The organism is Chryseobacterium sp. OV279 (assembly GCF_900128945.1).
Classification (GTDB): Bacteria; Bacteroidota; Bacteroidia; order Flavobacteriales; family Weeksellaceae; genus Chryseobacterium.
Genome location: NZ_FQUD01000001.1, coordinates 506,776 through 530,042, shown reverse-complemented (window position 1 = coordinate 530,042; position 23,267 = coordinate 506,776). Strand labels below are relative to the sequence as shown.

17 protein-coding genes are annotated in these 23,267 nt (G+C 38.3%); 10 read left to right on the top strand and 7 right to left on the bottom strand.

The genetic code is table 11. The annotated features are described in order from the left end of the window. The first annotated feature begins 10 nt into the window (after positions 1–10). Complete coding sequence (locus BUA72_RS02265) at positions 11–511, top strand: hypothetical protein (RefSeq protein ID WP_139259483.1); 501 nt, start codon at positions 11–13, stop codon at positions 509–511. Positions 512–876: 365 nt separating this feature from the next. Beyond that, positions 877–1,725, top strand: a complete 849-nt coding sequence (locus tag BUA72_RS02260) for a M12 family metallopeptidase (protein ID WP_072921660.1) — start codon at positions 877–879, stop codon at positions 1,723–1,725. A 64-nt stretch (positions 1,726–1,789) separates the two neighbouring features. Here BUA72_RS02260 and BUA72_RS02255 read toward each other — a convergent pair whose 3' ends face one another. Continuing rightward, positions 1,790–3,922: a helix-turn-helix domain-containing protein gene (locus BUA72_RS02255; protein ID WP_072921659.1), complete on the bottom strand. Its 2,133-nt coding sequence runs from the start codon at positions 3,920–3,922 to the stop codon at positions 1,790–1,792. Between the two features lie 83 nt (positions 3,923–4,005). Here BUA72_RS02255 and BUA72_RS02250 point away from each other — a divergent pair, with 83 nt between their 5' ends. Next, complete coding sequence (locus BUA72_RS02250) at positions 4,006–4,455, top strand: hypothetical protein (RefSeq protein WP_072921658.1); 450 nt, start codon at positions 4,006–4,008, stop codon at positions 4,453–4,455. Between the two features lie 392 nt (positions 4,456–4,847). Here BUA72_RS02250 and BUA72_RS02245 read toward each other — a convergent pair whose 3' ends face one another. Beyond that, the gene (locus BUA72_RS02245) at positions 4,848–5,375 is read right to left on the bottom strand and encodes a gamma carbonic anhydrase family protein (RefSeq protein WP_072921657.1); all 528 of its coding nucleotides are present in this window, start codon (positions 5,373–5,375) and stop codon (positions 4,848–4,850) included. 244 nt (positions 5,376–5,619) lie between these two features. Between BUA72_RS02245 and BUA72_RS02240 the strand changes: the two genes are divergently transcribed. Both BUA72_RS02240 and hemH read left to right on the top strand, forming a co-directional pair. Then, the gene (locus BUA72_RS02240) at positions 5,620–6,498 is read left to right on the top strand and encodes a NifU family protein (protein ID WP_034723732.1); all 879 of its coding nucleotides are present in this window, start codon (positions 5,620–5,622) and stop codon (positions 6,496–6,498) included. 174 nt (positions 6,499–6,672) lie between these two features. Continuing rightward, positions 6,673–7,725 carry a ferrochelatase gene (gene hemH, locus BUA72_RS02235; protein WP_047452098.1) on the top strand — a complete coding sequence of 351 codons (1,053 nt, stop codon included), beginning with the start codon at positions 6,673–6,675 and terminating at the stop codon, positions 7,723–7,725. Positions 7,726–8,212: 487 nt separating this feature from the next. Here the strand turns inward: hemH and BUA72_RS02230 are convergent, their stop codons facing one another. Next, positions 8,213–9,427 carry a type IX secretion system plug protein gene (locus tag BUA72_RS02230; protein ID WP_072921656.1) on the bottom strand — a complete coding sequence of 405 codons (1,215 nt, stop codon included), beginning with the start codon at positions 9,425–9,427 and terminating at the stop codon, positions 8,213–8,215. 70 nt (positions 9,428–9,497) lie between these two features. Here BUA72_RS02230 and BUA72_RS02225 point away from each other — a divergent pair, with 70 nt between their 5' ends. Then, positions 9,498–10,136, top strand: a complete 639-nt coding sequence (locus BUA72_RS02225; RefSeq protein ID WP_072921655.1) for an MBL fold metallo-hydrolase — start codon at positions 9,498–9,500, stop codon at positions 10,134–10,136. Between the two features lie 358 nt (positions 10,137–10,494). On the opposite strand, the gene BUA72_RS02220 is transcribed toward BUA72_RS02225, so the two are convergent. From BUA72_RS02220 to BUA72_RS02210, 3 genes are read right to left on the bottom strand one after another with little or no spacing between them, the layout of a single operon-like run. Next, complete coding sequence (locus BUA72_RS02220) at positions 10,495–12,951, bottom strand: TonB-dependent receptor (RefSeq protein ID WP_072921654.1); 2,457 nt, start codon at positions 12,949–12,951, stop codon at positions 10,495–10,497. 20 nt (positions 12,952–12,971) lie between these two features. Then, entirely contained in the window at positions 12,972–14,450 is a 1,479-nt protein-coding gene (locus BUA72_RS02215; protein ID WP_072921653.1) for a trehalase family glycosidase, read from the bottom strand. 2 nt (positions 14,451–14,452) lie between these two features. Beyond that, a complete protein-coding gene (locus tag BUA72_RS02210; RefSeq protein WP_072921652.1) occupies positions 14,453–15,682 on the bottom strand; it encodes an MFS transporter in 1,230 nt (409 codons plus the stop codon). 123 nt (positions 15,683–15,805) lie between these two features. On the opposite strand from BUA72_RS02210, the gene BUA72_RS02205 reads away from it, so the two are divergent. Further along, positions 15,806–16,711 (top strand): AraC family transcriptional regulator, encoded by a 906-nt coding sequence (locus tag BUA72_RS02205; RefSeq protein WP_072921651.1) that lies wholly within the window; start codon positions 15,806–15,808, stop codon positions 16,709–16,711. A gap of 121 nt (positions 16,712–16,832) precedes the next feature. Here the strand turns inward: BUA72_RS02205 and BUA72_RS02200 are convergent, their stop codons facing one another. Next, on the bottom strand, positions 16,833–17,387 hold the full coding sequence (locus BUA72_RS02200) for a thioredoxin family protein (RefSeq protein ID WP_047452112.1): 555 nt from the start codon (positions 17,385–17,387) through the stop codon (positions 16,833–16,835). A 402-nt stretch (positions 17,388–17,789) separates the two neighbouring features. Between BUA72_RS02200 and BUA72_RS02195 the strand changes: the two genes are divergently transcribed. The 3 genes from BUA72_RS02195 to BUA72_RS02185 all read left to right on the top strand — a co-directional run bounded on the left by BUA72_RS02195 (position 17,790) and on the right by BUA72_RS02185 (position 23,129). After that, on the top strand, positions 17,790–18,386 hold the full coding sequence (locus BUA72_RS02195) for a TetR/AcrR family transcriptional regulator (protein WP_034723706.1): 597 nt from the start codon (positions 17,790–17,792) through the stop codon (positions 18,384–18,386). Positions 18,387–18,745: 359 nt separating this feature from the next. Beyond that, entirely contained in the window at positions 18,746–19,906 is a 1,161-nt protein-coding gene (locus BUA72_RS02190; protein ID WP_034723705.1) for an efflux RND transporter periplasmic adaptor subunit, read from the top strand. A gap of 40 nt (positions 19,907–19,946) precedes the next feature. Beyond that, positions 19,947–23,129, top strand: a complete 3,183-nt coding sequence (locus BUA72_RS02185) for an efflux RND transporter permease subunit (protein WP_072921650.1) — start codon at positions 19,947–19,949, stop codon at positions 23,127–23,129. Positions 23,130–23,267 lie beyond the last annotated feature (138 nt).

Sequence of the window (23,267 nt, the reverse complement as noted above, 5' to 3'; positions counted from 1 at the left end):
TAATAAATTCGTGGAAATTGAAAAATTTCAATCGACATACCTTATTCTAAAAGTTGAAAATAATTTATTCCGTTTTGACTTTAAAAATAAAAAGGAAGCTTTTTTAAAACAAAAAGAGTCAGGAAAATTATTTTTTTACGAACAACACCCTTTGTTAATTAACCATAACGAAAATAATCTTGAAGTTTTCATTAACTCAAAACCTGAAAATGCTGAAGCTTTTGTTCAAGATTTAAAAAACTCAATTGATGAAATCACAAAAGACTGGAGAAACTGGAACGACTATATCGAAATTAATACAGGAATTGATTATCTGATATTTCTCCAAAATATCCAAAAAGGTTCCGGCAAAATTCTGAAAGCACCTTTTTCCATTGTTGAAAATATTGAAAAAATGCGCAGTAAACATCATGTAAAAATCAAATACTTCGGAGAAAAAATCATTACTCCACACCAACTGATCATCATTAATAATCAGTTTATTATCGTTGAAAAATTTAATTCAGTTTAAATATTTCCAAAATTATCTTCCTTTTTCCCTTTTAAAGTATAATGATTAATCAAAATCCTGATCTCACTGAATTCTAAATCATCTGGAAATAAATCCTTTCATTCTATTAATGGTTCATAAGAATTTTTATAAAATTCTTCCAATTGCTTTACAGTGATAAGGCAAAGCTCAAGCATCTCAAAACCTTTCACCATCATAAATTTCAGGCTTGAAAAACTTCAAGTTGCTCTATAATTTCTGTAAGCGAAAGATGAATAATCATCAGATAAAATCATTTTAACATCAATAACTCACAAATAATAGAAATAAAATAATATATTCGTATTACCATCACCAAATTGAACACCACATTTAAAAATAGTATTATGAACAAAAAAATTAAAGATGTATTGTATCGGAAACTACAGGTTAAAAAGTCTGTAGTTACAGGTTTTGTTATTATGGTAGCCTTTGCTTCGTGTAGTAAAAACAATGAAGATATAATGGCAGAAGCCCAGGCGGATGGTCTTCAGACTAAGAATATCAAAGAGGGAAAACTGGGAGGCCAGACTATTACTTATGAAGAAAAGGACGGTTTGAATTTTTTCCAGGGAGATATTGTTCTTACAGACAAACAGCTGACAGAAGATCATTCTGCGAATAAAGGAGGCGCCAGTTTTTCGAGATGGCCGGGAGCTAAGATTTATTATACTGTCGCCGGTAATATGGGCTCTATCAATGCCAATAAAATCACTTCCGCTATTAATGAGTACAATACTAAAACCAATACCCAATGGATTCCCCGTACGAATCAGACGAACTATGTGGAATTTATTTTCGGAAGTTCATCCGGATCAGATGGTTGGGCACATATAGGATACCAAGGTGGAAAACAGACCATTTCTTTGGACCAGTATATTTCTGTAGGATCGGTCATTCACGAAATGGGACATACAGTTGGACTTTATCATGAACACGCCCGTAAAGACAGAGATCAATATCTAAGCATCCAGTGGAACAACATTCAGGATGGACAGGCGTATAATTTCAATATGTATAATTCAGGAACGGATATAGGTCCTTTCAATATTAATTCAGTGATGATGTATTGGCCAAATTCCTATTCTAAAAACGGACAGCCTACTATTAAGAGAGCGAACAATACTAACTTCACCTACAACAGAACGGGCTTTACCACAGGAGATATCAATACGATCAATACGATGTATCCTTAGAAGTCCATCATGATCTCTTAAACAAATAAAAAAAGACTGTCTTGCTTTGAGACAGTCTTATTTATTACATTGAATCATTCTTTTCCTTTTTAAAAGTATAATGATTGATTAAAATTCTGATCTCATTGAATTCAAAATCATTAGGTAGCGCATTCTTCCATTCCGTAAGGGTTTCATGAGGATTTTTGTAGAATTCATTTTCAAATGCTTTGATTTTATCTGAAGTAATGACTCTTGAAATATCCAGTAATCCCTGTTCTGCAAATTTTGCTAAATGTCCGATTACCGTTTCTTTTACCAAGCCTCTTTCCATAGCAATTTCACCAATGGTTTTCCCTTGCTCAAATAACTGGAAGGTAAGAACCTGTGAAGGAACTTTTGCTATTTTTAAATTGATTTCTTTATCATTTTTTTCATCTAAAAGCTTAGTTTCCAACAGATGAACTTCTTTCAGGCTGTTCAGATATTCTTCTGTATCTTCCAGCCAGTCCCTGAATTCCTCGTTGTACTGTTTTAACCCTTTTGTTCCTTTAATTTCCGCATAAAATTCTTTCAGCGGATTGAATACTTTATCCCTGATTTCTGTAAAGAAAAAATTAACGGCTCCTTTCGTTTTACCTTCAATTTCAGACCATTCTTCTTTATTTTCGATAAAATTATTAACCTTCTGGGAAATAACTCTTTCCAGCTTTTCGAAGATTTTTCCGAGGTTGACAATTTCATGTTTCAGCTGAAGATACAGCTGGTTGGTTTTTACATGATCAATACTTTTCGTGGTGATGGACAGTTTATTCCATTCTTCTACTTCATTCAGGAACCACAGGCAGTTGACGGCACGGAGTACTTTTTTGATGCTGTAGTCATATTTCTCACGGTTCAGGATCGCTTCCACATTATCATTGGCAAAAGTATTTCCCTGAAACTGCAGAATTCTGTTGTCCTTAAAAATAACTTCAGGAGTGATTTTGGATTTTAAAACAATTCCTTCCAAAGTACGGCATCTCGACAGGGCAACATACACCTGACCGGCTGTAAAACTTTTTCCGGCATCAATGATGACATTATCAAACGTCAGTCCCTGGCTCTTGTGAATGGTAACCGCCCACGCCAGCTTGATCGGGAACTGTTCGAAGCTTCCCAGAACTTCTTCTTTGATATTTTTTTCAGTGTCGAGGAAGTATTTTTTCTGTTCCCAGACTTCTCTTTTTACTACGATTTCTCTTTCGCTTCCATCGAGAACCACTTTGATTTCATTATCATCCAGTGACATAATTTCGCCCAACTTTCCGTTGAAATATTTCTTCTCTCCCGAGATATCGTTTCGGATGAACATCACTTGCGCTCCAACTTTTAATTCCAAAAACTGCTCGTTCGGAAACTGATTTTCCTTGAAATCTCCAAAAAGTTTGGCTTCATAGGTTTTCACGGTCAGATCAATTTCTTCCAGTTTTTGCTGGTTAATTTCATCCGCCATTTTATTGTGCGAGCACAGATAAACGTAGGAATCGGTTCCTGCCTTAAAATCAGGATCATATCTTTCATTAAGAACATTAAAATTGATATTAGCTACATCTCCGTCACGGATGGCGTTCAGAATATCCAGGAATTTTTCATCCGACTGTCTGTACACCTTCGTCAGTTCAATAGTCAGCAAAGGAATATCTTTCACGGCATGGCTGTCGAAAAAGAAGGGTGACTGGTAGCATATCTTTAAAATATGTTCATCTCTTACCACCGGTGGAAGCTGGTAAAGGTCACCAATGAACAACATCTGAACTCCACCGAAGCGTTGGTTATTTCTTCTGATAAATCTCAACGAAAAATCCATCATATCCAGAACGTCAGCTCTCAGCATGGAAACCTCATCAATGATAAGCACTTCGACTTCTCTCAAAAGCTTAAGTTTATCTTTTCTGTATTTGAAATGAGGCATCAGGTCGGCAATATTATTCGCCAAGCTTCCGTCGATACGGTCCGTAGTCGGTAAAAATGTTCTTAAAGGCAGTCCAAACATGGAATGGATGGTTACACCTCCTGCATTAATCGCAGCAATTCCCGTAGGCGCTACCACAATATATTTTTTCCTCGTCTTCTTTACAAAATCATTGAGGAAAGTTGTTTTTCCGGTTCCGGCTTTTCCCGTAAGAAAGACACTTCTGTTCGTATGCTCTATTAAGTCAAAAAAATGATTGTTCATCGCTCCAAAATTACGCAAAATGAATTTGAATTTGTTACCTTGGCACAACTTTTGAAAATTCTTTAACTGAAAAGAAATTTATAATGAAAAAATTTTTCATCAATATTCCATTACTGGCATTATGTACTACACTTACTCTGGTTTCATGTAATACAACAAAAAATGCCGACACCAATCTTCCTAAGGATATCTCAGAAAGACCAGCCGATGAAGACAGTCAAAAATATGAACAGGCTCAGCTGGATAAGCTAAAAGCATCCATTCAATCTGAAACCGCCAAAGAAAAATGTGACAATACATCAGACTGGACCTTTTCCCCGATGGGAGCCAAAGCCTGCGGAGGACCTCAGCAATACATCGCTTATCCTAAAAAAATAGAAACGATCATCCTTCCAAGAATTGAAGAATATACCCAGAAAGTAAAAGCCTTCAATGAAAAATATAATATCACGTCTGACTGTATGATGGTCACGCCACCAACATCTATCAAGTGTATCGCCGGAAAAGCCCTGCTTATAACACCGGAGCAATAAAAAAGAAAAAAATCAAAGCAAAGGTTATATATCCGTTGAATTATCAACAAAACTCACTCAGGAGTTTATACTAAGGATTTAAAAAAAGCTCTATCGGTAAGATGGAGCTTTTATTTATTTGTGGTTGGGTAGATTTCAGATAACAGACATCAGATATCAGACTATTAACGCCGATGGTTTAATACTATAGATACTGTCAATAGTGAATTTTGCTTCGCAAGTGAATGGTGAATCTGAGACGTCAGATGTAAGATTTCAGACATGAGATCAGAGATATGAAATTTTTCACAACGATCTTAGAAACGAGGAACTGTCAACCAGCAACTAAACTCATTTACTCTCAAACTCTCCAACCCTAATACTCTCCGACTCTAGAATTCTCCAACTCAAAACTAGTTCTCCAGATTCTCCTTATACCAAGAAGAATATTTCACATAATTATCTGCAATTCTGTTAACTTCTCCTTCCAGTAACTGGGCAGAAATATCTTTGATTTTTTTGGCTGGAACTCCGCCCCATACTTCTCCTGACTTGATATGTGTTCCTTGAGTCACTACAGAACCGGCTCCTACGATAGAATTTTCCTCTACCAGGCAGTCATCCATTACGATGGCTCCCATACCGATGAGTACATTGTCATGGATGGTACATCCGTGAACGATGGCATTGTGTCCGATGGAAACATTATTTCCGATATTCAAAGGATATTTCAGATAGGTACAGTGCAGCATGGCATTGTCCTGAACATTTACTTTATTGCCCATCTTGATGTAATGTACATCGCCTCTTATCACTGCATTATACCAGATACTGCAGTTCTCTCCCATGGTAACGTCACCGATAATGGTTGCCGTTTCTGCCAAAAATGTGCCCTCTCCTATCTGAGGTTTTTTTCCTAAAAGTTCTTTTACAATTGCCATAATTTTGATTTGAAAATTTGAAAATAAGTTAATTTGAAAATGTAAATTCTGATTACATGAAATAACTTTTAATTTTTTGTCGGAAAATGAATTGATTTGAAAATCACACGTCTACTTATACTAATTTCTAACTTCTCAACTCTAACTTCTAATTTCAAATGAGTGTGATAGCAAAAATCTAATTTCTAATCTCCAACTTCTAATTTCTAATTGCGTATTTTTGTATCTCAAATTTAACGAAAAAATGCGTACGATACTTATAGAACCAACCGAAAACCCGAAAGTGATGAAATTTGTCGCGGATTATAACCTGATCCCGGGCTCTTTAGAGTTGGACAGAAGTTCAGATATTTCAGAAATTCCTTTAGCTCAGGAACTTTTCAACTATCCTTTTGTGGAAAGAGTTTTCATCACTGCTAATTTTGTAGCGGTAGCAAAACAGGACACTATTGAATGGGAACATGTTGCTGAAAGCCTGAAAAATGTCATCGAAGATGAATTATTAGCCAATCCGAGAATTTACCTTCAGAAAAAGAAGGAAATGTATCAGATTTATGCTGAAATGACTCCTAACCCGAATGCCATGAAATTCGTTTCCAGCAAAATGCTTATTGATGGTTTTGTGGAAGTGAAATCAAGAGAGGCGGCAGAAGGAGTTCCTTTAGCACAAGCGATTTTTAAGGAATTTGATTTCGCTAAAGAAATTTTTATTTCTGATAATTTCGTGGCTGTAACCAGAGATGATTCTGTGGAATGGCACCAAGTGATGATGGCTGTAAGAGGTCTTATCGCTGAATATCTTCAAAACGGAGGTGAAATATCCAATCTTGAACCTCAGACTCATGAAAATCCTGTTGAAAAAATCATCAACAGAGATTATACAGACGACGAACAAAAAATTTCAGATATCCTGAATGAATACGTAGCTCCTGCTGTAGAAAACGATGGTGGAAAAATTTCCCTGATGGAATACGATCAGGAAAACAAAACCGCAAAAATGCTTCTACAGGGTGCATGTTCAGGATGTCCAAGCTCTACTGCCACTTTGAAAAACGGAATTGAAAATATTTTAAAACAATTCGTTCCTGATTTGGTGGAAAGAGTGGAAGCGGTGAATGGGTAATGGTTTTGAGTTGGAGCGTATATGAGTTCAGAGTTTAGTTGCTGGTTGACAGTTGCTGGTTTCTAAATTTTCGCTTTAAAATTTCATGTATAAAATCTTGACTCTTGGCTCTTGCATCCTAGTTCTCAAATCTTGAACCCCATCAATTGAAATTATAATTAAAAAAAGAAAGTTTTGCAGAAAGAATCCCTAAATTCAAAGAAAGGAATTTTATTAGTAAATCTTGGATCGCCAAGATCCACGGCGGTAAATGATGTAAAGGAATATCTTGACGAATTTTTAATGGATGAAAAGGTCATTGATTACCGCTGGATTTTCCGGGCAATGCTGGTTCAGGGAGTTATTCTTAAAACAAGACCTGCAAAATCTGCAGAAGCCTATAAAACAGTCTGGACAGATGAAGGCTCGCCTTTAGTTGTCATCACTGAAAAGATTCAGAAAAAACTGCAAAAAATAGTGGATGTTCCTGTGGAAATCGGGATGAGATATGCTCAGCCCAGTATTGAAGCCGGAATTCAAAAACTGGTGGATCAGGGAGTTTCAGAAATTGTTCTGTTTCCTCTGTATCCGCAATATGCGATGAGCACCACAGAAACAGTGATTGAAAAAGCAGAGGAAGTCCGTAAAAAGAAATTTCCTAAAGTAAAAATCAATTACATACAGCCTTTCTACAACAGGGACATTTATATCAACTGTCTGGCAGAAAGTATTAAGGAAAAACTACCTGAAAATTTTGATGCTTTACAGTTCTCCTATCATGGTGTTCCGGAAAGACATCTTTACAAAACAGATCCGTCAAAGACCTGTAAAATTGACGATGCCAACTGTATCAACAGCCAGGTGGATACTCACAATGCGTATTGCTACAGACATCAGTGCTATAAAACGACAGAAGCCGTAATTGCCAAGATGGGTCTTCCAAAAGAAAAAACCATTGTTTCTTTCCAGTCAAGATTGGGAAAAGACAAATGGATAGAACCTTACACGGATGAAACATTAGAAACGATTCCTAAAAAAGGAGTGAAAAATCTGGCCGTTGTGTGTCCTGCTTTCGTTTCAGACTGTCTGGAAACTTTGGAAGAAATTTCAGTAGAAGGTAAGGAACAGTTTCAGCATGGAGGCGGAGAAAACTTCCATTACATTCCCTGTCTGAATGATGAAGACCGCTGGATCGACGTAGTAAAGATCCTCTGCGAAGAGAAACTCAATGATTTTTATCTGGTTTAAAATATAAGGAGCTGTTTATACAGTTCCTTTTTTTTAATTAAACACAAATGTCACAAATGATTTGCACAAATAAACACAATCTTCTGTGATTAAAAAAAATTATTTAACCACAAAAGGCACAAAAGTTTCTGACACTTTAGTTTATTTGAAGTCTAAATATTTTGCGCATAAGAAGTTCACATAAATTCCAAAAAAATCAAATATTTTTATCCTGAATAAATATCCATAAACATCTGTGAAAATCTGTGTATTCTGTGGTTAAAATAGAAGTACACATAAGTTTAAAAAAATTCAAAGAATTTTGAACGGGTGATTAATTCTTAAACACAAATGTCACAAATGATTTGCACAAATAAACATAATCATCTGTGCACATCTGTGAAATCTGTGGTTAAAAAAGAACAAATAATCCGCAATCATCCATACAATAAAAAAGAGACATCCCAAATGAATGTCTCCTAATATTTTTTTAAAATTTAATATAAAATTATTTTCCGATCGGAGTTCTGAATTCGCCATATCCCATCAGTCCGTCATAATTACGTCCAAAAGGTGCATAATATAAAAATGCCTGATACAGGTTTTCTGTTTGCCAGAAATTACCATTCACCTCTCCGAAGTTTAATGATCCGTTGCTTTCTTTTGTGGCGAGGATATAGTTGTAGAAACCTTGTTTCAGAAATATTCTGGCTACATATTTTTTATTGGTTGCATCGTACTGCATCTGGTTTTCTTTGCTTGGCTTAAAATTATTAAAACCTCCCAATACATAGATTTCCTTATCCACAGGATCGGAATCAAGAGAAAAATATACCCAGGAATAATCTCCTTCTCTTTCTGCATTTCTTTCCAGCCCTAAATCATTTCTTCTGTAATACCATGCTCCGTTTACGTCAGGCTGATACTGATAGTTTAGAGGGAAAGCCCATACCGGATGCAGATACGTCTGATTGATCCCGTCTTTCAATTCCGTCGCTCTCACCATATCTGCGGCCATATTCATATTCTTGTTATCGAAATAATAGAATTCGTTATTGCCGGGAAATGTCAAATTCATTTGCTGAAAAAGCAGCTGGTTTCCTAAGGTTGCACTTGGTTTCAAACCATTAACGACCACATTCGGGTTGTTGTTCTGCATCACATTCAACGTCATTGAATTGACATTAGAAGAAAGGTCTCCTGCTTTCGAAGTAGCTTTTACTTCTACCCTTTGGTTCACATTGGGATTTTTAGCATCTGCAATTCTTGAGATATTCAAAGCCACAGTGGCGGCATCTTCCACCAGATAAAAACGTCTTTTGAAAAGAGGTTTGTCTGCTGAATCTTTATAAACAATCAACTCAAAATTTCCTGAGATCTTCGGCTGTATCTTATCATTCGGGAATGTAAGCTTATAATGGGTATAAGGCTGCAGCGTGTTGAAAGAATATTGGAACTGATCCAGAAGCCCGTTTAAACTTCCGTTGGCAATTTCTGTAAAAAACAGATTGTCATCATTCCAGTTTCTGTCGTAATGTTTGATCGTGTATCTGTAGATCTCGCTGGCATTGGTAAGGTCGTCAAAGCTTAAAACCAGTTGTTCACCGAACTTGATCACAGGGGTTTCGTCGTTCGTCTGCGGATTAAAAAGCTGGATGCTCTGGATATTCTGACCAAAAACCAGTCCGCCCAAAGAGAGTAAAAGTATGCGCAAAGTTTTCATTATGACGAAGATAACGAAAAATCGGGATTTTCTTAATAATATCGTATTTTTGAAATAAAAAAAATCAGTTATGCTTCAGATTCAGGGCTTCGTAGTCAATTTTGCCAGTGAAAACACGTATATCGTTTACAACGAAAATAAAAACGCCTGGCTAATAGATCCAGGAAATATGAATGAGCAGGAAACCAAAGCGATAGAAAGCTTTATTTCTGAAAACGGGCTGAAGATCGAGAAGATTCTTCTGACCCATGCTCATATCGATCATGTTTTAGGACTTCAATGGGCTTTTGACACCTTCAAAGTTCCTGTTCACATGCACCAGGAAGATCAGGATGTACTGGATATGCTTCAGGCAAGCGGAATGAGATTCGGATTTACTGTTGATCCCGTAAAAGCAGATATCACTTACATCAATGAAGGCGACGTGCTTGAACTGGATGGAGAACAATTTAAAATCTACCACGTTCCGGGACATTCTCCGGGAAGCGTAGTCTATCATAATGACAACCAGAAGTTCATGATCTCCGGCGATGTCCTTTTCGAAGGCAGCATCGGAAGAACCGACCTTTACAAAGGAAACTATGAACAGTTAATCGACGGTATTACCCATAAATTATTTATTCTGGACGACGAAACGCAAGTATTCTCAGGCCACGGAAATCCTACGACGATCGGGTTTGAGAAGCAGTATAATCCGTTTTTTAAGTAAATTCGAGTTGGAGAGTTGCTGGTTGCTAGTTGCTGGTTCGAGCCGCGAAATCCGCATCACGGAAATTTATGAGTTGCTAAAATTCACCATTCACTTGCGAAGCAAAATTCACCATTGACATAATACATGATAATCATGAATTTTGAATTTTGGATCGTGAATTTCTAAACATGCATCTAAGAATTGACCTTTCACTTGCGAAGCAAAATTCACCATTGACATTTTCTAATCTCAGTCTTATCTCTGACATTTAAAATCTTGATTCCTGGCTCTTGCCTCTTGGATCTTTCCCATAAAAAAATCAAAACCGCCAGAAAATATCCTGACGGTTTTTTTTATGAAGAAAATAAATATAAGTTTAAAAATCCAGTGTGATGGATGCTCTTGCAGCAGCGCCCATGATCGGTCTAGCCATTCTGATATTCGTTCCGGCTGCAGTCTGGGATCTTGGATCTCCTTCTGTGATTCCAATCGTGTTAAAGATATTCGTTCCGTCTACTGCAAAACGTATTTTCCCTAACTGATAAGACATTCCGGCACCCACTTCAGTGAATGAAGGCAGAACATTATCATCCGTATTTCCTTCGTTCTGGAAACGTTTTCCGTAATAGTTCATGCTTACGTAAGCTCTCCATTCTTTTGTGATGTTCACTGCAGGAGAGATATTGAAATAGAACTTAGGCATTCTTCTTACCGTGTTTCCATCGTAGTCAAAAGTAGTTCCGTCTGCATTTTTCCCTACGAAATCTTTGTATTTCGGATTTTGAATTGTACCGTTGAAAGTCACTTCAAGAATATTATTGAACAGTCTTGTGTATCCTTCGATTTCTACCCCGAAATTCGTAGTGTTGGCGAATTTATTTTCTGAAGTTCCGTCTGAGAATACATCAGTAAATGAAAGGTTTTTAAGCGTAGAATAGAAAGGAATAATTCCGATATCGAAAGTACGTGAATAATATTTGTACCCTACTTCCAGCTGATTGGTATCAACCGCTTTGATCGCGCTCAGATCTGACATATTATTGTAGTAAGCTTCCTCATTTGGAGATCTGAAACCGTGGGAGAAACGGGCATATACCGCATTTCCTTTGTTAAGCTTATAATTCGCGGCCAATGTGTAAGACACTTTGTTGATATCATAGTTCCAGTAGGTATATTTATTACCCAGTACCGCCATATTATCATCTGCCGTAGTCGTTGCAAAACTGTGGGTTCCGTCAGTCGTTAAACCGGAATTATTCAGATTCGCTGTGGTTGTATTGACGCCATATCCTTTATAGTAATCACGGCTGTAACGCATTCCTGCATTAAGGCTTAAGTCCTCTGTAACATTATAATCAAAATTCAGATACGCATCATTAAGACTTCCCTGAATCTGTGAATCTCTGATCAGGAAAGACATGTCTTTCACCCCATTGTAAGTCTGAGAATATCCTGTAGCTGAAGGACTCATAGACGGATTCACCAAATTTAAAAGCTCCGGTTTATCAGAAGAAGTCGCTAAAACATTGCTCCAGTTCCAGTACTGATGAGATTTCCAGTTTGATTTATAAAAACCTGCCGTTACACTTCCTTTGTCAAATTTATAATTGAACTGTAAATCATTCACGAAATTATTCATCTGCTTATCAATCGCCCAGAATCCTAATTTCTGTATGTACTGTGGATTCACAATAGCCCCATTGCTCACCAGAGAATACTGATAATTGCTCATTCCCAAACCACCTTCACTCCCTGGTTTAGTGGCATAATCGGAAGCCAGTTTAGGAGCTCCTGCAGGGAACATCCCTGTGTACTCCATATTGATATTGGTATATCTCGTCTTGTTCAGAACACTGAAATTATTTCCAAGATCATATTTAAATTCTGCGCCCACTACATCTACTTTCGGATGAATTCCGTTTTCAAGATCTCTCTTAAAAAATCCGCCGCCTGCCTGTGGAATATTAAGCTGACTTACACCTCTGTAACTGTAAGTTCCATAGTTGGCATCAAAACCAGGGAATTCCTTAAGTTTGTCTCCGTCCTGTAATAAAGGAATTGGAAGGTAGAAGGTATTTCTGTCGTCCAGTTTTTTGTAATAGACTTTAGCGTAACCTTTATCAAAGACATATTTAAGATTCATTCTGATCTGTCCGCCATTATTAGCTCTGAAACCTGTCTTTCTGATTCCGTTATCTGTTCTGTAGAAGCCGCCGACGTTAAAGAATAATTTATCCTTTACCAAAGCACCGCCTACATTCATGTCTGTACGCATCAGGCCGTAAGTACTGGTTTCAAGCTTAGCCGTTCCTTTAAAATCATTACTTCCTTCTTTGGAAATAAAGTTGATCAGTCCTCCGGGAGAATTGTTTGCATAGATAGAACCTGAACCTCCTCTCAGCGCTTCCAGACGGCTCACTGTATTATCTACACGGAAAAAATTATCCGCATTCGCAAACTGAAGCGCTCCGTCCTCAAACACAGGAAGTCCGTCTTCCTGAACCTGCACGAATTCATAAGCTCCTGCAGAAGGAATCCCTCTTGCGAAAAGGTTGTTTCCCACCTCACCACCTGAAGTTTCCACAGCAAATCCCGGAACCCTCTGTAAAAGAGCGGCTGCACTGATAGGATTCTGCTTCTGGATCTCTTTTGCCGTAAACGTAGAGATAGCGGTGCTTGATTCTATTTTCTTTTTCGGGCCGGAGTTTCCGGTAATAACGATTTGGTCTATGGATGACGTCTTGATGGAATCCTGAGGGGTTTCCTGGGCATACGCATTGTTAAAGTACAGCGTAGCGGTGGCAGCCATTAAAAATATCGATCTTTTTTTCATAGCAAATGATTTTTATAGAGTTAGTTTTGTTTTAATTTGAGATAGACCCCGTTTGTCCATCCGAATCCGTCCTGATTCGGGTACTCTCCTCCTCCTGCAATGGTTTCAGTGTCTAGCGCGTTGTATTTTTCCATTAATTTTCCGGTGTTGCTGTAGACCCTTTCCACATTCTTACACCAGTTATTTTTTATTTCCTCAGCCAGTTCATCGAAACCATAATTCTTCATTGCTTTGTAACCTAACCACTGATACGGCGCCCACGCATTGGGAAGATCCCACTGCTGACCGGTTTTCTTTGTAGTCGTTACAAGACCTCCCTGATAAAGGAATTTATCTTTAATATGCTGAGCAACAGATTCAGCCTGTGTCTCGTCTGCCAGTCCCAAAAATAATGGGTAAAGAGCAGCAATATGTTCAGACGGTGTGTTTTTGTGTTTTTTTAAGTGATAATCTTTATAACATTCAGTGTTTTCATCCCAAAAGTAAGTGTTGATCATCTGTCTGCGTAATGCTGCTCTTTGAGTAAAATAATTTTCTTTTTCTGTCAGATTCAGAAGTGCTGAAGATTTGGCCAGTGTTTTCTCCAAATGCCATAGAAGGCTGTTCAGATCCACTTCTGCAATATTCAGTGTTTCTATCGTCTGTATATGTTCTCCGTCTGCAAACCATCTGCTGGAAAAATCCCAGCCGGATTCACAGGCACTTCTAATATTTCTGTAAAATTCTTCGCCTGCATTGTCGCCGTCTTCAATATCGATCAGATAGCTTTCAGGGCGGGGTGCATTTTCTGCATCATAATAACGGTTCAGAAGATCTCCGTTCTTCGTTTTCACCACTCTTTTCACACTGGAATCATTCTCCAGCCATTCTTCCCCATTCATCCAGAAAGCATATTCCTTCTCTAAAGTATCGTGATATTGGGTGTATATTTTTTCATCACCATTGGTTTCAAATAAAAGATCCAGCATCAGCGAAAAATACGGTGGCTGTGAACGGCTCAGGAAATGGGTTCTGCTCGCATTCGGAACAAATCCTACATTCTGAATTAAATAAGAACAGTTTTCCACAATATTCTCCATCATTTCCGTTCTTCCCGAAACCTGCAGCCCAAGCATAATGAAATAGCTGTCCCAGTAAAAGAATTCATTGAAACGGCCTCCCGGTACGATATAAGGCTTCGGAAGTTTCAGTAATGTTCCTTTTTCTTCATAAGCCGTACGGGTCAGTTCATCCCAAAGTTTTTCAATATGCTGCTCAATCGGCAACTGATCTTGTCTGTGGATAGAAATTTTGGCTCCCAGGAAATCAAAATTCGCCATCACAAAATCTTTCAGATCAAATCCCTGACTTCCCTTTTTCTTTTCATATTCCGCATTGATCTCCGAAACAGGAAACATCGGAACGGCATCAGTCATCATCTTCTGGTCTTCAAAGATCTCTGCTCTCTGTACATCATCAAAAAGAGTCTGGATTTCATTTATGTAAAGCTGTTTATTCATTATTATTTCTTAGGATTTATTTTTAATTTATTCATGAAAATCGCCGAAATGATCAGCAGTGAAAGCGGGATCAGTGAAAGATAAAACGCCTGCTGTCCGCTGAATTCCTGAAATACAAAACCGGTAATCATAGAACCTATCGTTCCTCCGATGGCAGAAAAAACCACGATCAGTCCGGCCATCGCACTGTGTAAATATTTTGGAATGGATGCCAGGATCACAGAATTGATACTTGGATAAATTGGTGCCAGCAAACCTCCCATCAAAGGAAATAAATACACGACAAGCGGAGCATTGAACCAACCCGTTCCTTTATCAATCTGAATATTGTGAGTTAATGGCAGAACCAGAATAATACTTACCGCAAAACCAATCACGCAAAAGGAAACCACATAAATCCAGCTGAATTTCTTGGAGAAAAAGCCTGATAAAAATCTTCCCAGTGCAAAAGCTCCGGCTAAAACGGCTCCGGCCTGAATACTCATAGACGTCGGAAGCTTTAAAATTTCTTTATAAAAAGTAGGCGTCCATGTCTGGAAACTCTGTTCTACCAATACAAATAAGAAGGCACACAGGAGAAAAAACAATACTTTTTTATAGCTGAATAAGCTGATACTGTTTTTCAGATCTCCCAGCAAATCGGTTTTCTCGCTTCTGGCCTCGCTTTCGTTCAATTTTGAAAAGAATAAAAACAAAAATGACAAAGTAGATACAGCACCCAACACCCAATACACGTTCAGCCATTGAGTCGATTTCGGATTATGATCATCAATGAACAGACTGAAAAGAACATTTCCCGCCAAAACTCCAATCATAAAAAAACCTTCCAGAAAGCCCATAAAGCTTGAATGCTCTTTATCGGTGTTCGTTACAAGACCAATAGAAGTAAAAACTGAGATTTTTATTAATGCAAATGAAATTCCCACAATGGCAAACAACAGTTTGAAAAACCAGAAGTCATTGGAAAAGGGCATCACAAAACACATGCAGCTAACCAGAAAAAGAGCGATAAGCATGGAATTTTTAATCCCTATTTTCGGCAGAAATGATGCCAGAATAAATGAACATATAGCAATCGGGAGATCTTTAAATCCTTCCAGAATACTGGCTGAAGATTTTGAGATTCCGAAGTTTTGCTGTACCTGCAGAATAACGGTTCCCACGGAATTCAAAAGAATCGCGAAAACAAAATAGTTCAAAAACAGTACGGCTTTAATATTGAAATTTTTCATGGAGATCATTTCTTGTCGGCTAAGATAGAAGCATTTCGCTTAACATTAATTTAACACAATAAATCAATATTTGAACTATATTAATATAATTAGTATTTTTATTGAATAAATACGATTAATCAGATGAAAGTCAGTTTTGAAAGAATCATTGCGAGTGAAAAGAGTTCCTTCCGCACCCTGCACAACAATTCGCCCATCTGCGAGTTCAAATGGGAATACCACTACCATCCCGAAATCGAACTGGTTTGTGTTATTTCCGGGAACGGAACCCGCCACGTAGGTTATCACAAAAGCAATTATACGAATGGAGATCTGGTATTGATCGGTTCCAATATTCCGCATTCGGGGTTTGGATTAAATTCTACGGATCCGCATGAAGAGATTGTTCTTCAGTTCAGGGAAGAAATTCTTCAGTTTCCTCAGCAGGAAGTGGAAGCCCGGTCGATCAAAAATCTGCTGGAGCTTTCCAAATACGGAATTCATTTTCATCATAAGATCAAAAAACTTATGCTTCCCAAACTGAAACTCATGCTGGAATCTGAAGGCTACAAAAGGTATCTGCTGCTGCTTGAGATTTTGTTTGAACTTTCAAAATGTAAGGATTATGATCTTTTGAACAAGGAGATTATGCCCTACACAATTATCTCTAAAAATAAAACGAGACTGGAAAATATCTTTACCTACGTAGAACATCATTATGATAAGGAAATCAATATCGAAGATGTAGCCAAACTAGCCAATCTTACCCTGCCAGCTTTTTGCAACTTTTTCAAAAAAGCGACGCAGATCACTTTTACGGAATTTGTGAACCGTTACCGTATCAATAAAGCATGCCTACTGATGGCTCAGGATAAGAGTATTTCAGAATGCAGTTACAGCTGTGGATTTAACAATGTGACTTATTTTAACCGGATGTTTAAAAAGTATACGGAAAAAACGCCTTCTGAGTTTATAAAGAATTTCTCGCACAATAAGGTAAATGTGGGTCTGAAGGTTGAAAAAGAGGTTACATTAAAAGCTAGCTTTTAAAAATTCTATTATTCTTGGCAAGGTTTTGAACCTTGCCAAGGATAAAAAAAGCCGCTCTTAAAAAAAGAACAACTTTATACTTATATATATGACGGTTAAAAATTTTCAACCATTCATCCTATTATTTCCATTTGATATTGCATCCCATGCTTGGCTTCTGAATCTCTTCCTGCGGTTCACCCAACAAAAGGTTTTCGAAAGCGATGATCAGGTCTTCTCCGGTTACATCTTTGTTGTTTCCCGGTCTTGAATCATCCATTTGTCCTCTGTAGATCAGATCTAATTTATCATCGAAGAAATAGAAATCAGGTGTGCACGCAGCATCATAAGCTTTGGCTACGGCCTGGCTTTCGTCATACAGATATGGGAAATCAAAATTCCTTTCGATCTGGAATTCGATCATTTTTTCCGGAGAATCCGCCGGATATTTTTCTACATTATTGGCATTGATTGCAATGAATTCAATCCCTTTTTCATTATAGTCTTCATACAGTTCGTTGATCTTGTCGATCACGTGAAGAACAAACGGACAGTGGTTGCACATAAAGATCACCAGTGTTCCTTTCTCACCTTTCAGATCTTCCAGAGATTGGATCTCATTAGTTTTTGAAGGGTTCGGAAGTTCGAAAAACGGAGCCTTGGTTCCTAAAGCCAGCATATTGGAGGGAGTATTCATATCCTTTATTTTCTTTATCAGCAAAGATAAAGTTTCTTTTAATACAAGCCAATTCAGTAATTTATAAACTTGCGTTAAATGTTAATTAACCGGAGGTCGGGATAAGAAATTCAGATTAAAGGATTGGAAGACGGAAGCTGGAGGATGGAAGTTATTACTGGACGGTAAATATTGAACAATTTCTTTTGAATGTATTGAAGTAGTTTAAAAAATAGTAATAACATACCTCTCGTATTCACATATTTGGACTTCAATAACTTCCCTCTTCTAGCTTCTGACTTCCTTACTTCACGATAAAAACCGAAATGTTATCTCATGAACTTATGTTAATTATCAAATATTATTTGGAAGATATACTTAAAAGTTTGTAGTTTTGCTAACACTGTTAGTAAATAAAAAATCATGGGCCTACATGAACGTCGTCAAAGAGAGAAAGAATCCATACGTGCAAATATTTTGCAGGCGGCTTTCGGTTTGGCTAAAACAGAGGGCTGGGCATCACTTTCGATGCGTAAAATTGCAGATGCCATTGAGTACAGTGCTCCTGTAGTGTATGATTATTTTGAAAACAAAGAAGCCATTTTGTATGAAATTTCTATCAATGGTTTTCACTGTCTTCATATAGAGCTGTTAAAAGCTCAGCAGAAATTTGAAACTCCGGAAGAGCAGCTTACGGCCATCGTAGATGCTTACTGGGATTTTGCTTTTAAAAATAAAGAATACTATCAGCTGATGTTCGGTTTGGGAATGCAGTGTAGCGGTAAGGGCCAGATGAAAGAAGAATTTTCGTCATTCCAGGACCTGATCTATGAGTGTACCTTCAACATCATTAAAAAGAACGGATCCAATCCGGACAATGCCTGTCATATGTCTCACGCTTTATTTTCTGCGGTGCACGGTTTGATCTCTATTATGATGATGCGAAATACAGATATTCCTTCTACGATGAATAAAACGACTTTAGACGAAACGGTTTCAGCTTTCGTTAAGTCTTTGTAAATTTTTTTTGAACCAAAAATTAACACCGTTAGGAAAAATAACATCGAATTTCGGTAAAATATTCAGTTAAAAAACTAAAAAAAGTAACATGGAAACTATAATTCAAAATTTCAGGACAGCTTTTATCAATCACTTAACACTGTTAGATAAATTAACACTCAATTAATACACCTCACTTATCCATACATTCAACATTAAAAAACAGACAGCACTTATGAAAATGACGATCTGACTCCTTTATTAAAAATTCTGAAATTTTTTTTGAACTTAATATTAACACCGTTAGGAAATATATCAGAATTAATTTAAAAAACACTATTACTTAAATCTAACACTTCATTAAAAAAATTAAACCCACAATGAAAATACCTGGAAAAATAAGGTTTATCGTACTTATATCAAGTATTATCCTTTTGCAGAACTGTACCCAAGCAGCAGAAGGTTCCAATGCAGCACCGCCTGCTCCGGAACTTCCGGTTTACACCGTGATCACATCTCCAGCGACAACATATCAGGAATTTCCTACCGCACTGGAAGGTAAAAACAATGTAGAGATCAGATCTCAGGTAGACGGATACCTGGACAGAATCTATGTGGAAGAAGGTTCTTACGTAAGAGCCGGACAGCCATTATTTAAAATAGATTCAAGAGCGTATGGCGAGCAGGTGAATATGGCGCAGGCCAATCTTCAGGCTGCCAATGCCAATATCGAAAAGGCTAAAGTGGAAGTTGACAGACTTCAGCCGCTGGTAGCTGCAAAAGTAGTTTCCGATGTACAGCTTAAAACCGCAAAAGCCAATTATGCTGCTGCCGTTGCCGCTTCATCACAGGCCAGAGCTTCAGTAGGAAACGCAAGGATCAATGTAGGATTTACAACGATCACAGCACCGGTAAGCGGATACATCGGAAGAATTCCTTTCAAAAAAGGAAGCCTGATTTCAAGAACAGATGTTAATCCATTGACATTACTGTCGGACATCAGTGAAATTTATGCTTACTTCTCTTTAAGCGAACTGGATTTCATCGCGTTTCAGAAGAAATATCCGGGAGCTACTTTAGATGAAAAGCTGAAGAATATGCCAATGGTAGATCTGGTGATCGCAGATAACAGCATTTACCCACAAAAAGGAAAAATGAGCATTGTAGACGGTCAGTTTGATAAAACTACAGGAGCCATCAGCGTTCGTGCCGTTTTCCCTAATGCGCAGGGAGCTTTAAGAACCGGAAATACAGGAAGAGTGCGTATGCCTCAGATGCTTTCCAATGCCCTGATCATTCCACAGGAATCTACTTTTGAAATTCAGGACAAGACCTACGTATATATCTTAGGTAAAGACAACAAAGTAACCAGCAAGCCGATTAAAGTCTCAGGAAAAACAGAAAACTATTACTTTATTTCTGAAGGAGTTGCTCCGGGAGAAAAAATCGTGTACACCGGAATCGGAGCGTTGAAGGATGGTGCTTCTGTCAAGCCAAAAGCAATCTCTTCTGACAGCTTATTGAGAGCCAGACCTTTGTAATCTATTCCGAATACAGAAGACTTAAAAAAATAAACTTCTTATGTTAAAACAATTTATAGAAAGACCGGTACTTTCAACGGTCATCTCCATAATACTCCTATTATTGGGGGCGCTGTCCCTCTTTAATTTACCGATTGCCCTCTTCCCCGATATTGCTCCACCGAGCGTTCAGGTAACGGCTTTCTATCCGGGAGCTAATGCTGAGGTAGTTGCCCGTTCGGTAGCCACCCCTATTGAAGAAGCCGTGAACGGAGTGGAGAATATGACCTATATGACCTCCAACTCCAGTAATGACGGTACCATGACCCTGAGTGTTTATTTCAAACAGGGAGCTGATGCCGATAATGCTGCAGTAAACGTACAGAACAGGGTATCGAAAGCGATGAGCCAGCTTCCTCAGGAAGTGGTACAGGCGGGGATTTCCACACAGAAAGTTCAGAACAGTATGATTATGTTCATGGGACTGAGCAGTGATGATCCGAAACAATATGATGAACTTTTCTTACAGAATTACCTTAAAATCAACGTAATTCCACAGATACAGCGTATTCCGGGAGTTGCACAGGCTCAGGTTTTCGGAACGAGAGATTATTCCATGAGACTATGGCTGAAGCCGGACAGACTGGCAGCCAACAATCTTTCACCACAGGAAGTACTTGCGGCAGTTAAAGATCACAATCTTGAAGCTGCTCCGGGACGTTTAGGCCAGGGAAGTAAGGAAACCTACGAGTATATCCTTAAATATAAAGGAAAATTGAGCAAGAATGAAGATTACGAAAATATCGCCATCAAAGCGAATAATGACGGATCATTCTTAAGATTAAAAGATGTAGCGAGAGTAGAATTCGGTTCTTATACGTATACAGCGACCAACAGAGTAGATGGAAAACCGGTTGCCGGATTTGCGATTCTTCAGACTGCAGGTTCCAACGCGAATGAAATCTTAACTGAAATTGAAAAACAGGTTGATCAGATGAAAACTACCCTTCCAAAAGGAGTTGAGCCGATCATCATGTACAATTCCAAGGATTTCCTGGATGCTTCTATCCATCAGGTTGTTGAAACTTTGGTGATTGCATTTATCCTGGTATTTCTTGTCGTGTATATTTTCCTTCAGGATTTCAGATCAACATTGATTCCGGCTATTGCGGTACCGGTTGCGATTATCGGAACCTTCTTCTTCCTTCAGCTGTTTGGATTCAGTATCAACATGCTTACCTTGTTTGCATTGGTACTCGCCATCGGTATTGTGGTGGATGATGCCATCGTTGTGGTGGAAGCCGTCCATTCCAAAATGGAACAGACAGGAATGCCGGTAGATCAGGCAACGACAAACTCTATGAGTGAAATTTCCGGGGCTATTATTTCCATTACTTTGGTGATGTGTGCCGTATTTATTCCGGTAGGTTTCATGCAGGGTCCTGCAGGGGTTTTCTACAGACAGTTTGCCTTTACTCTTGTGATTGCCATCCTGATTTCTGCGGTGAATGCCTTAACATTAAGCCCGGCTTTATGCGCAATGTTCTTAAATGATCCTCAGGGAGAACATGGGGAACACGGTCTTAAAAAAGGATTTGGAGCAAGATTCTTCAACGCATTCAACGTGGCCTTTAATAATATGACCCGTAAATATATTTACAGCCTTAAGTTTTTGATTAAAAATAAATGGGTTGCGATAGGAGGATTAGTAGTAATTACCGCTGCAAGTGTTTTCTTAATTAAAAAAGCACCGTCAGGATTTATTCCTACTGAAGACCAGGGATTCGTTCTTTATGCAGTTAACACGCCTCCGGGAAGTTCACTGGAAAGAACCCACAGAGCTACCGCGCAGATCGATAAGATCATCAATGGTGAAAAAGCTACCAACCACCTTTGGGTAGCAGACGGAATGAACTTTATCAGTAACGCCAATGCTTCTCCCTATTCTGCAGGTTTCATTAAACTTAAAGATTACGATAAACGTGGCGAGATGAAAGATCCGGACCAGATCGCAGCTGCTCTGACAGGAAAAGTAAGTCAGGTGAAAGATGCGAACGCGTTCTTCTTCAACTTCCCAACGGTACAGGGATTTGGTAACGTTTCCGGGTTTGAATTTATGCTTCAGGATAAAACAAACAGTTCTTTTGAGCAATTGGGAACAACGACTCAGGCCTTCATTGGAGAGCTGATGAAACGTCCGGAGATTGCCTTTGCTTTCACAACGTATGCCGCAGGAAATCCTCAGTATACAATTGATGTAGATGCTGACAAAGCCAATCAATTGGGAGTTTCTATCACAGAACTGATGCAGACGATGCAGATCTATTACGGAAGTAGTTTCGTTTCAGATTTCAACAGATTTGGGAAATACTACAGAGTAATGGCTCAGGCAGATATTCCTTACCGTACAGATATCAATTCTCTGGAAGGGATTTATGTGAAAAATAAATCAGGAGAAATGGTTCCGGCGAAAACACTGGTCACCTTAAAAAGAACCTTCGGACCTGAAACAGTGACAAGAAACAACCTGTTCAACGCAGTAACGATCAACGGAACTCCAAAACCTGGTTACAGTACCGGAGATGCCATCAAAGCGGTAGAAGAAGTTGCGAAACAGTCGCTTCCAAGAGGTTACGGTTACGAATGGACGGGAATCACCCGTGAAGAGATCAAAACGGGCGGTCAGACAGTATTTGTCTTCCTTTTAAGTATCCTGTTTGTGTACTTCCTGTTAGCAGCACAGTATGAAAGTTATATCCTACCGTTTGCCATTATTCTTACCATTCCTACCGGGATATTCGGAGTATTTGCTTTCACTGGATTAGCCGGAATTGATAATAATATTTATGTTCAGGTAGGATTAATCATGCTCGTCGGGCTATTGGCTAAAAATGCCATCCTGATTGTAGAATTTGCCGTTCAGAGAAGAAAAGCAGGTAAAAGCCTGATCGAATCTGCACTGCAGGCTTCAAGACTACGTTTGAGACCGATCCTGATGACCTCTTTCGCCTTTATCGTGGGGATGCTTCCATTGGTATGGACGCAGGGAGCTTCAGCCAAAGGTAACCACTCTATCGGGTACAGTACCGTAGGAGGAATGCTTACAGGAGTGATATTCGGGATTTTCATCATCCCGGTCATGTATGTGATTTTCCAGTATCTGCATGAAAAAATGCCGAGCAGAAAAAATAAAAGACTTCAAAGACAGAAATTGGAAGAAGAACTTCTAACCACAGCTCATTAATATATATTGAAATACAAAACTTTGAGCTTCATAGAGAAGCAACTATTCAAACTAATATCATAAAAAAAGCAGAGTACTCTCCTACTAAAGACCTCTTTGCTTTACAAAACCGCTCAAAGTTTTGTATTCAACTAAAAG

What these genes read in the sequence shown, in the direction of transcription:
- BUA72_RS02260 (WP_072921660.1), top strand. Translation starts at nt 877, where the DNA reads ATGAACAAAAAAATTAAAGATGTATTGTATCGGAAACTACAGGTTAAA.
- BUA72_RS02255 (WP_072921659.1), bottom strand. Translation starts at nt 3,922, where the DNA reads ATGAACAATCATTTTTTTGACTTAATAGAGCATACGAACAGAAGTGTC.
- BUA72_RS02250 (WP_072921658.1), top strand. Translation starts at nt 4,006, where the DNA reads ATGAAAAAATTTTTCATCAATATTCCATTACTGGCATTATGTACTACA.
- BUA72_RS02245 (WP_072921657.1), bottom strand. Translation starts at nt 5,375, where the DNA reads ATGGCAATTGTAAAAGAACTTTTAGGAAAAAAACCTCAGATAGGAGAG.
- BUA72_RS02240 (WP_034723732.1), top strand. Translation starts at nt 5,620, where the DNA reads ATGCGTACGATACTTATAGAACCAACCGAAAACCCGAAAGTGATGAAA.
- BUA72_RS02230 (WP_072921656.1), bottom strand. Translation starts at nt 9,427, where the DNA reads ATGAAAACTTTGCGCATACTTTTACTCTCTTTGGGCGGACTGGTTTTT.
- BUA72_RS02225 (WP_072921655.1), top strand. Translation starts at nt 9,498, where the DNA reads ATGCTTCAGATTCAGGGCTTCGTAGTCAATTTTGCCAGTGAAAACACG.
- BUA72_RS02220 (WP_072921654.1), bottom strand. Translation starts at nt 12,951, where the DNA reads ATGAAAAAAAGATCGATATTTTTAATGGCTGCCACCGCTACGCTGTAC.
- BUA72_RS02215 (WP_072921653.1), bottom strand. Translation starts at nt 14,450, where the DNA reads ATGAATAAACAGCTTTACATAAATGAAATCCAGACTCTTTTTGATGAT.
- BUA72_RS02210 (WP_072921652.1), bottom strand. Translation starts at nt 15,682, where the DNA reads ATGAAAAATTTCAATATTAAAGCCGTACTGTTTTTGAACTATTTTGTT.
- BUA72_RS02205 (WP_072921651.1), top strand. Translation starts at nt 15,806, where the DNA reads ATGAAAGTCAGTTTTGAAAGAATCATTGCGAGTGAAAAGAGTTCCTTC.
- BUA72_RS02200 (WP_047452112.1), bottom strand. Translation starts at nt 17,387, where the DNA reads ATGAATACTCCCTCCAATATGCTGGCTTTAGGAACCAAGGCTCCGTTT.
- BUA72_RS02195 (WP_034723706.1), top strand. Translation starts at nt 17,790, where the DNA reads ATGGGCCTACATGAACGTCGTCAAAGAGAGAAAGAATCCATACGTGCA.
- BUA72_RS02190 (WP_034723705.1), top strand. Translation starts at nt 18,746, where the DNA reads ATGAAAATACCTGGAAAAATAAGGTTTATCGTACTTATATCAAGTATT.
- BUA72_RS02185 (WP_072921650.1), top strand. Translation starts at nt 19,947, where the DNA reads ATGTTAAAACAATTTATAGAAAGACCGGTACTTTCAACGGTCATCTCC.